This window comes from Parasutterella muris, assembly GCF_009767915.1.
Lineage (GTDB): Bacteria > Pseudomonadota > Gammaproteobacteria > Burkholderiales > Burkholderiaceae_F > Parasutterella > Parasutterella muris.
The window spans coordinates 1-8,443 of the sequence record NZ_WSRP01000056.1; the positions used below are offsets into that span (position 1 = coordinate 1).

An 8,443-nucleotide genomic window follows, 5' to 3' on the forward strand; every position below is an offset into this window, starting at 1 on the left:
ATGAATCCCTCCAGGTAGATTATATAATTATAATCTATTAAATCAGTTAAAATAATGCCCAATGCCCGGTTTACGGGCAATTTGGACACTGTGTGTAACTACTAGTAATATTTATGATCTAGTTTTTGGGAATTCAGGATATAAAGAAAATGAAGTAGTACAAGAAGTTCGGGCGCCGATTAGGCGCCCATTTTTTATCTTAGAAACCCCATCTTGCGGTATTTGTCGAAGCGGATTGCCACATTAGTTCTCTCACGCTCTTTCAGCCAAAGCGCGAATTTCACAAGCCTGCTGTTGGAGAGCGACTCTCTGCGGATCGCAAAAGTGACATGCCAAGCCGGACGGCTCCAATAAGGCAGTACTTGAACAACCAAACCGCTTTTAAGCTCTTTTTCAATCGAGGAAATAGACAGATCCACAGAAATTCCTTCACCCGCAAGCAGCGCCTCTTTACCGCTTAACACATCGCCGCTGAAAACAATCTCGCGATAATTCAGCGGCACGGAGCGCGATCCGCAATGAAGCTCGTTTGTCATCGGATAGTGCCTGGAAGCACGGAGAATTAATGAGTGGTCGCTAAGATCTTTCGGAGACGTCGGTACTCCTCTTTTACGAAGATAGGCGGGAGCAGCAGCAAGAACCGTCCGCGCTTCATAGCACGGCCAAACCATTAAACCGTCTGTAGGCGGATGGTATGGAAGACAGACTAAATCGGCCTTGCGCTCCAATAAATCCTGATGATCCAAATCCGAAAGGACTTGGATTTTGAGTTTAGGATCAAGTTTTTTATACAGCCGAATCGACTTTCTATAGGACGAACGAGAAATATTTACCGGAATACTCATCGTAATCAGCGCTTCTTCGCTCTTAACCGACTCAACCGCATCCAGGAGCTCGCTGTAAGCCTTTGTCAGCTTTTTTACTGCCGGGATGATCTGAATCGCTTCATTGGTAAGCTGAGCAGGACGGCGGTGATGATCGATCAGCTTCATGCCGAGATCGTTTTCCAGTTTCTGAATCAGCCGCGTGCAGGCCGGCAAATCTTTGTCCAGATCAATGGATGCGGAAGTGATTCCTTTTCCACTGCCGAGCTTCTCAATCAAAGACCAAATCTGCAGATTGTCAGCGGCATTCAAAATTGTTCTCCCGAATGAGACTGTAAATAACTTGTGAAAAACACAAATAGATTCTTAATTTGCTATTTCAAGCATAGCGGCGCAGCTCTAAGATTTGAAGGGTAGTTAACACTAATACAAACCAAGGAGAACTTCTATGACAACCCTTAAACGCCGTACATTCCTTTCTGCCGGAGCCGCTGCTGCGCTCGGAACCGTTTCCGGAATTGCTCAGGCTAAGAGCTTTGATCCGATGCCTGCGCAGTGGGACGAAAATTTTGACGTCATCGTTATCGGCAGCGGTTTTGCCGGATTAGCAGCTGCCTGCGAAGCAAAGAATCAAGGCGCGGGAAATGTCATTGTGCTTGAAAAAATGCGTTCTGCCGGCGGCAACTCCGTCATTAACGGCGGCATTATGTCGGTCCCCGGAAGCGCCTTCCAGAAAGCTCTAGGAATCAAAGACTCTCTGGAGCTGCTCGCAGAAGACATGATTCGCGAAGGTTTAGGCTACAACTATCCGGAAAAAGTCAGCGCCATGACCAAAGCCGCGCTTCCGACTTACGAATGGCTTGTCAAAGAAATCGGCGTTGAGTTTGTTGACGGCAAAGTCGGCCAGGAAGGCGGTCATTCTGTTCCCCGCCACGTATACACAACCAACGGTTCAGGTTCAGGCATTGTTTCCAAGCAGCTTGAATACGCAAAGAAAATCGGTGTTCCTGTCAGACTTCGCTGTTACGTTGAAGCAATCATCAGAGACTCTGACGGAAGAGTTAAAGGCGTCAAGGTTCGCGACGGCTACCGTTTCGGCAAACCGGACTCCGGAAAGGTTAAGTACCTTAAAGCCGGTAAAGCTCTTGTACTTTGCTACGGCGGTTTCGGTGCCGACGTCAATTTCCGCATGAAGTTTGATCCGAAACTTACTGACAAATTCGAAACCACGAATCAGCCGGGCGCCACTTCAGAACTCTGGCGTGAAGCTTCCCGCATCGGCTGCAACATGATTCAAACCGACTGGATTCAGTGCGGTCCTTGGAATTCGCCTGAGGAAAAAGGCATGGGTATTGCGCTTTATTTCGCTCAGGGTGCTGCCGCAACGATGGGCATCTGGGTCAATACCGCAACCGGCAAACGTTTCATTAACGAGCTCGCTAATCGTAAAGTCAGAGCTGACGCCGTCATCAATAACAACAATAAAGGGCAGCCGTGTATCGCATTAGCCGATCAGAATGCTGTCGATCTGACAATTAATCAGACGCGTAAAGGCATTCTTGACAAACAGTTGGAAAGAAAAGTGGTTCATAAGTTTGACACACTTGAAGCGGTCGCTGCAGAGTACAAGATTCCGCTTGATGAACTGAAAAAGACGATCGACGCCTATAACGCAGCTCTAGCCAAGCAGTCCGGCGACGAAATGGGCCGTCCCTTCACTAAGAACGCGAAACCCATGGGTACAGGTCCTTGGTACTGTTCGCTTCTTTCTCCGAAAGTACACCACTGTATGGGCGGTGTTGAAACCAACAGTCTCGGTCAGGTGATTGACATTTCCACCGATAAACCGATTCCGGGTCTTTATGCTGCCGGCGAATCGACAGGCGGTGTCCACGGCGCTGTACGTTTAGGCTCTTGTGCCACAATGGACTGTCTGGTCAATGGAAGAATCGCGGGCGCAAACGCCGCTAAAGAATCTGCCTGGAGCTAAATATGCGTAAAAAGCTGCTGATCTCTTTCTGCGTACTCTTTGGAGCGCTTAGTTTGGCAGCGCAAAGCTTTGCCGCTGACAAGTTCGGTGCTGATCGTCATACTGCAAAAGGCGTTCAGTGCGCAGCTTGTCACGGCCCGGATCCGAAAAATCCAATCTATCCGGAAGAAGCTCAGTGTGTTGCCTGTCATGATAAGGCGGCTCTTGCGAAGAAAACTCAAAACCTTCCGCAGGCCAACCCACATGCGGCTCCGCACAACGGTGACTGCACCCTCTGCCATATGCAGCATGAACCTGCAGTCAACTACTGCGCTCAGTGCCACAACTTTAAATTTAACGTGAAATAAAAACGCCACAGGTACCCGTTAAGGCACCTGCACACCGACTGATCGATTGTTAATGCGTTCTGTCGGAAATAATTAAAGGTTTCCTCCGGTCGATTTAACCGCGGCCGGATTTTCTTTTGGTGCGCCGAGTTTTGTCTTGAAGAAATCAACGACGGTATTGATTACATTCGGCTGATACCAAGAAACATCGCCATGTTTTGCTCCTTCAAGAATAATGTAGCGCACGTCTTCCTTCTTATTTTTCAGAGCATTGAACATTTGAACGCTCTGCACAGGACTGACTAGAGGGTCTTCACTTCCGTGCATCAGCAGATACGGCGGTTCATTTCCGTTGACGTGCCCGATAGGACTTGCCTCAAGCGCCTTTTCAGGAGTTTGAAGGATGGATGCCCCGGGAAATTTACCGAACGCGGGGCCGTTGACCAAAAGCGCTTCCGTCACAGCGGGCGACTCGTGGACCTTCTCAATTTCAGGAGAGAACCCTGCTCCGATATTTCTCAGATCTGAAATTCCGTAGAGCGAAACCACCGCCTGAACATCAGAGGATTGATCGAGATAATCGCCTTTATCGAACTCTTTTTCTCCGTTTGTTGCTCCGGCCATCTGGGAAAGATATCCTCCGGCCGAATCACCCAACACACCAATACGATCCGGATCGATACCGTATTCAGAGGCATGAGCGCGCAGGAAGCGAACAGCGGCCTTCGCGTCTTCCAGAAGCGCCGGGAATTTATTAGGAACAACACGGTACTCGGCCGCAGCTACCACGTAACCGGCTTTGGCCAAGGCGGTCCTCATTTCAGTGAATTTTTCGTAATCAGCGGAAGTGAAGCCGCCGCCCGGGAAATAGACAATCGCTGGCTTGAGCAAATTATTTCTTGGAATCATGACGCTCATACGCATTGCCCGATTCGCTCTGAGGCCTTTAATTTGCGCATAAACAATTCCGGACATCGAGTCGATCTGACCATTCTCGATATTAGGCTTCATTATTTCCGCTCCGGGTGCCGATGAAAGGTCGACCGCCTGAGCCTCCAGCACTGAGGCCATCAATAATCCTCCGATAATTAAGCAGATTTTCTTCATTTCATCCTCCGATTATGTCGTTAATCATAACGAAAGATGATCTAATCAAAAACCAAAACAGTTTGGTTAGTCGGCTTAACTAAAATCAAAACCGGAGCGAGAAAAGACTCGATCCGGTTTTTTGTTTTTGTGCAGCGCTACTGTTTGGAAGTGCTACTTTTTAAGCAGTTTATTGAAATCGCTGTCCAGCTTAGCCAGAGCCCGATCAATATTTTCTTGATTGGTCTGAGCCCATTTTTCCTGAGCATTGATCTTTTGTTTCATACTTTCGAGGCTCTTAGCAAGTTCTGCCGGCTGCGGACCTCCCGACGTCCTGCGGTTTTCAATGATCTTGATCGGATTCAAGGTATCCTTGAACTGCGACTCGGACATAGGACATTCCGGATTGCCTTGCGGGTACTCTTTCTTAATTACCTCCGCATAAATTCGCTTCACTTCGGAATATGGAAAGTCTGCGGGCTTGATATCATGGGCTTTAGCATACCCAACGATCTGACTCGCAATGTGATGTCCGACTCTGAATGGAAGTTTGTAGTCCCTCATAAACACGTCAGCAATTTCCTGACTTGCTGTCCAGTCCAGATTCAATTCCTCAAGAGCTCGCTTTGGATTAACTTGAAGCGCTTTTATAACCCTTGTGAACTGCTTCAGCATATCGATTGTTTCTTTGACTCTGCGGGAGTTGTCTGCAACGTTGCGGGCATCTCCCATTCCCGGAATGATATTGTGGGCCAGCCATACAGCCTGCTGAGCGTCCCCTATTAATCTGCTTGCATTGGTTCTTGTTCGGATCATGAGACCCGGATTTCGTTTCTGAGGCATTGCAGAAGAAACATAGGTGTTTTCTCCACCCTCCTGCAAGAGAATCCACGGACGCGGCTGAGCATACTGAACACTCAGATCTTCGATGAACGTTGCTACGTGCAGTGCGATGCTTGTTAGGACAGAAGCAAGTTCGACGGTTTCATCATTGGATTTAAACTGGCCGGCATCATAGGCGTTTTCAACCGGTGCCTTAAAGCCGAGATAATCGGACATTCTCTGGCGGTTCAGCGGCCAGCTAGTGCCGTTAAGAACCGTTGTACCCATAGCGCAGTAATTCAATCTTTCATAGAGGTTTTCAATTCGCTGAGCATCTCGATGAAACGCAGAAAGATAGCCTAAAAGATAGTGGGCATAACTGTTCGGCTGAGCCGCAACACCGTTTGTATAGTTCGGAACAATCGTACCGCGGTTCTTTTCTGCAAGATTTAGAAGCACCTGCATTGTCTTAGAAAGTTCTGTCATCAACTCTAAGCTCTGATCCCGCATAATTGCGGATCTAAAAGTCGCGTGCATATCCTGACTCGATCTGCCAATATGCAGCATCGTGACATCCATCCCCGCCTTTTTAATTAAAAGCGGTTCAAATGTGATTACCGTTTTTGGACGCTTTTCCCCCGGTTTATTGCCGTCATCAAGAACGTCTTTAATCCCCTGAGCAATTTTAGGTGTAACCGCTTTGTCAAGAAGTCCCTCTTCGCTATTAATTACAGCTGTTGCCTTATTCATCTCCCCAAGCCAAAAGAACTCATCTCGATTTTGGGCGTAAGCAGAAAACGCAATTAGAGAGCATAAAAATAATGCAGCGGATTTTTTTAACTTCATATTTATTTCTCCTGAAATTGAAGCTCTTAAAGTAAATGACATATTTGGTATCCTTCAAGAGTTATTTTTCATTTTTGAAAATTAGAAACGAACCCCCTCCAACAAGGCTTGTTATTTTGATTTTTTCTAAGAAAACATGGATCCATCGTTCGATTTAGCTGTCTGGAAATATCTTTACCTGATGTCTAAAGGTAAGACGCTCGACGGAATTTCTCGAGAAAACAACCTTTCTCTTGCATCTTTATTGCGAAAAATTCGTGCGCTGGAAGAACGTTTAGGTACGCCGCTGCTGACGAACACGAAGCCCCTTCGTCTTACAGAAGACGCCGTCAAATGCATCCCAGAGATAGAGAAGCTTAACCAGTCTCACAAAGAACTTCTGAACTGCTTTAACAACGGACAAATCAAACCGAAATGCATCCAGTTTGCGGTTGCTCCCGGCTCCCTTTCGGCCGGTGAAGTCAATTTAGTTTTAATGGAATTTTCTAAGCTGTATCCGGCAATAGAGTTCCAGGTTGAGGTAGGGCCAAAAATTCAAGAAATAGTAGAGGGAAGTTGGGAAATATCCACATTTACCGGAGAACTTAATTCTCCGGATCTCGAAAAACTTTCCCGCGGGAATGCAACATACATACCCGTCGCCTCCCCACTCTATATCAAGAGATTTGGTCTGCCGAAAGATCCTGCTGAGTTGATCAATCATTTCTGTGCGGTCTTTCGCGGAAAATCCAGAGCGGAAACAACTGTGTTGGAGAAGGATGGTCGCATCCATCCTGTACGCTATCAAAGATGCATAAAGTCTACGGATATTCTTTTTCTTAAAAATCTTGTTCTTCAAGGGCAGGCTATTGTCATTGACCTTCCCCTAGGCCATTGTGCGGAGGAAATTATTCAGGGCAAACTCGTGCCTATCCTTGACGGGTGGCACAGAAAGTCCGAACCGCTCTGGATTGTTACATCCAAGAAAAAGTGGAAGGAGCAGCACATAAGAATCTTTATGCAGTGGTATTCGCAGACGTGGAGAAACCTCTTGAAATCTAAAGCCCGCCAGGTTCTTCCATTCATAAAACCGAATACCTATAAGGCCATTTTCAATCCGGAAATTCAAGACCGCTAATCTTAAAACTGTTTTAGACGAAAAATGGTCTTACCAATGCAGTGGAAGACCACAAGCAGCTCCTGCTCATGCATTCCGACTGGCCGGATTTATGAGCATTCTTTACCTTTTCCTGACTTTGACCGAATGAATGAGACACTCAGTTGGCAGACCCTAACTCTTCAGAACATCTTTCTTTTTGGGCACTTGAGCCGCCCTGACACCGTTATATCAGCGTATCCTGATTCCATAATCTAATGCAGGAGATTGAAGATGAAGGTCTGCAGCGCGCTATTTCCACTCTTGTTTTCTCTGTCCATGTCGTGCATCCCCTGCTCTGCACAAACCGAAGTAAACATTCCACGATCACCGAGCGCACAGGAAACACCGATGCAGGAACTCGGCCGAATGCTTTGGTTTGATCCGAGACTTTCACGCTCCGGATTTATTTCCTGCAACTCCTGCCACAATCTTTCCACAGGCGGCGTGGACAATCTTAAGACCTCTGTCGGCGACTATTGGCAGCAGGGTCCGATTAACTCACCGACCGTGCTAAACGCCGAACATCAGGTTGCTCAGTTCTGGGACGGTCGAGCATCCACTTTAGAAGAGCAGGCCGGCGGTCCGATCACGAACTCGAAAGAGATGGGGGCCACGCATGAACTTGCCGTTACGGTAATCGACTCTATCCCCGGCTATAAACCGTACTTTCGCAAAGCGTTCGGTACCGACGAAGTAACTTTTGACCGCATTACCGCCTCTATCGGCGCATTTGAGAAAACGCTGGTTACTCCGGATTATCCGTTTGCTCGCTACATGAAAGGCGATAGAAACGCTATAAGTGAACAACAAATACGCGGCTGGGAAACATTTAAAAAGTATCGCTGTGTCACCTGTCATTCCGGTCCTAATTACGGCGGCAAGTCCTTTCAGAAAATGGGCGCCGTAAAGGATTACGAAACAACAAATCCTTCACTGGGACGCGCAGATTTCACCAAGCGGGATCGAGACCGCATGTTCTTTAAGGTGCCGATTCTTCTTAATATCGAACTCACCTATCCGTATTTTCATGACGGTGCTGTCAGCTCTCTTCCCGAAGCTGTTAAGATCATGGGAGAGCTGCAGCTTGAGAGAAGTTTTAGTCCGGAACAAATAGCAGACATTGTTGCTTGGCTCAAATCTTTGACCGGAAAACAGCCTGAGATCGTATTGCCGAAGCTGCCGCCAAACGGCCCTCTGACTCCAATCGCCGAGCCGTGGCAAAAATCAAATTAATGTCTTGTGCGATAAAGCCTGAATTCCCAAAATTCTAGGAGCTATTTTTACAAATAGTCTCATCTTCAATTTAACCAATTGATTTTATACCCCTTTTGAGCAATGCATGGATGGACTTCTTTAACTTCATAGGCGATAATTATAACCTATGAAAGAAACCAATCACCCTACAAATATG

The 8,443-nt window shown here is 47.1% G+C and carries 8 protein-coding genes; 5 read left to right on the forward strand and 3 right to left on the reverse strand.

Translation table 11 applies throughout. The features are described from left to right. Positions 1-194 precede the first annotated feature (194 nt). The gene (locus tag E5987_RS12005) at positions 195-1,136 is read right to left on the reverse strand and encodes a LysR family transcriptional regulator (RefSeq protein ID WP_160336317.1); all 942 of its coding nucleotides are present in this window, start codon (positions 1,134-1,136) and stop codon (positions 195-197) included. Positions 1,137-1,272: 136 nt separating this feature from the next. Here E5987_RS12005 and E5987_RS12010 point away from each other — a divergent pair, with 136 nt between their 5' ends. Together E5987_RS12010 and E5987_RS12015 are read left to right on the forward strand one after the other, a co-directional pair. After that, positions 1,273-2,814, forward strand: coding sequence for a flavocytochrome c (locus tag E5987_RS12010; RefSeq protein ID WP_160336318.1), 1,542 nt, complete (start codon positions 1,273-1,275; stop codon positions 2,812-2,814). Positions 2,815-2,816: 2 nt separating this feature from the next. Next, the gene (locus E5987_RS12015; RefSeq protein WP_160336319.1) at positions 2,817-3,161 is read left to right on the forward strand and encodes a cytochrome c3 family protein; all 345 of its coding nucleotides are present in this window, start codon (positions 2,817-2,819) and stop codon (positions 3,159-3,161) included. A gap of 72 nt (positions 3,162-3,233) precedes the next feature. Here E5987_RS12015 and E5987_RS12020 read toward each other — a convergent pair whose 3' ends face one another. Both E5987_RS12020 and E5987_RS12025 read right to left on the reverse strand, forming a co-directional pair. Next, the gene (locus tag E5987_RS12020; protein WP_160336320.1) at positions 3,234-4,247 is read right to left on the reverse strand and encodes an alpha/beta hydrolase; all 1,014 of its coding nucleotides are present in this window, start codon (positions 4,245-4,247) and stop codon (positions 3,234-3,236) included. A 153-nt stretch (positions 4,248-4,400) separates the two neighbouring features. Then, positions 4,401-5,894: an argininosuccinate lyase gene (locus E5987_RS12025; protein WP_160336321.1), complete on the reverse strand. Its 1,494-nt coding sequence runs from the start codon at positions 5,892-5,894 to the stop codon at positions 4,401-4,403. A gap of 136 nt (positions 5,895-6,030) precedes the next feature. Between E5987_RS12025 and E5987_RS12030 the strand changes: the two genes are divergently transcribed. The 3 genes from E5987_RS12030 to E5987_RS12035 all read left to right on the forward strand — a co-directional run bounded on the left by E5987_RS12030 (position 6,031) and on the right by E5987_RS12035 (position 8,265). Further along, complete coding sequence (locus tag E5987_RS12030) at positions 6,031-7,011, forward strand: LysR substrate-binding domain-containing protein (protein WP_160336322.1); 981 nt, start codon at positions 6,031-6,033, stop codon at positions 7,009-7,011. Between the two features lie 236 nt (positions 7,012-7,247). Beyond that, positions 7,248-7,412 carry a hypothetical protein gene (locus E5987_RS13190; RefSeq protein WP_237178838.1) on the forward strand — a complete coding sequence of 55 codons (165 nt, stop codon included), beginning with the start codon at positions 7,248-7,250 and terminating at the stop codon, positions 7,410-7,412. After that, positions 7,381-8,265: a cytochrome-c peroxidase gene (locus tag E5987_RS12035; protein ID WP_237178839.1), complete on the forward strand. Its 885-nt coding sequence runs from the start codon at positions 7,381-7,383 to the stop codon at positions 8,263-8,265. Before E5987_RS13190 ends, E5987_RS12035 begins: the two co-directional genes overlap by 32 nt. The last annotated feature ends 178 nt before the right edge of the window (positions 8,266-8,443 follow it).